Genomic DNA, 1,033 nt, shown 5'->3' with positions numbered 1-1,033 from the left:
CAGTTCGTACTGACTGGCGTTCTCGGGAGGGACGCCCGAACCGTCGAACTGGAAGTTGCCGGCGTTGGGCAGGAATCCCTTGGAGGCATTGGCATAGAGCGATACGTTCGGTGTGACCCGGTAAAGCACGCCCAGCGATGGAAGCGTCTTCTTGAACTCTGGCGTCACCTTGGTGTCGTTGTTCGCCTCAAACCTGATGAAGCGCATGCCGAGCAATGCCGTCCATTTGTCCCAGATGATCTGGTCCATAAACAACAGGCCCTTGTCCTTCGGGCTCTGGCCGCCGAAGACCATCGGTCCAGGGATGCCACCGAAGGCCGGACCGAAGACCGGGCCGAGGTCTGTCACGACACCGGTCACCGTGTCCGTGCTCGTGATCGCGGTTTGCTGGTTGTGCGTCGAGATGCGACTTGATGTGTAGTCAATTGCCGCCAGGAAGTGGTGCTCCAACGGGCCAGTCTCAAAGTCGTGCTTCAGCTCGACTTTGCCAATCTTGCTCTTGTAGGAGTTGCCAGAATTGAACGCGAGCGACATCTGCTCGCTCAGCGGCAAACCGAAGAAGTAGCCAGGAAACGTCGTCACGTTCTGAGCGTCGTTGCCCCTGCGGTCGTCGGTGTACTTGATGCTGAGATCCCAGTCTTCTCCGAGGCGCTGATTCAGCGTGAACGTGGCGACCTTCGTCTTCGTCGTCGTTCCGTCCGACGCAGGCTCGAAGCGGTGCAGCGGCAGGTCTTCGCTGAGGCTGGTGCCATTCGTCACCACGAGGGGGTAGGGCGGCTTGTACCTGTCCTGGTACTCGTACTGTGCCGTGACCTCGGTTCCCCAGGCCTTGTTGCGGTAGGTGACTGCCGGCGCGATGAACTCGGCCTTCTGACCGTTGAAGCCCACGCTGGTGGAGCCCGCCCCTTGCTTCGATGCCACCAGGCGAACCAGCAACGACTTGTCGTCGTTGACGGGGCGACCAATGTCAAGGCCGACCTCGTAGTAGCCGCGTCAACGACGACAAGTCGTTGCTGGTTCGCCTGGTGGCATC

General features: G+C 60.2%; 1 protein-coding gene. It reads right to left on the bottom strand.

Features of this window, described 5'->3' with window-relative positions:
* Positions 1-936: TonB-dependent receptor domain-containing protein (locus ACXJKR_RS33340; RefSeq protein ID WP_457326505.1), on the bottom strand; the 936-nt coding region annotated here is incomplete at its 3' end.
* Between the last annotated feature and the right edge of the window lie 97 nt (positions 937-1,033).

Source organism: Roseateles sp. P5_E11, assembly GCF_054049355.1.
This window is presented reverse-complemented; position numbering and strand designations above follow the sequence as displayed.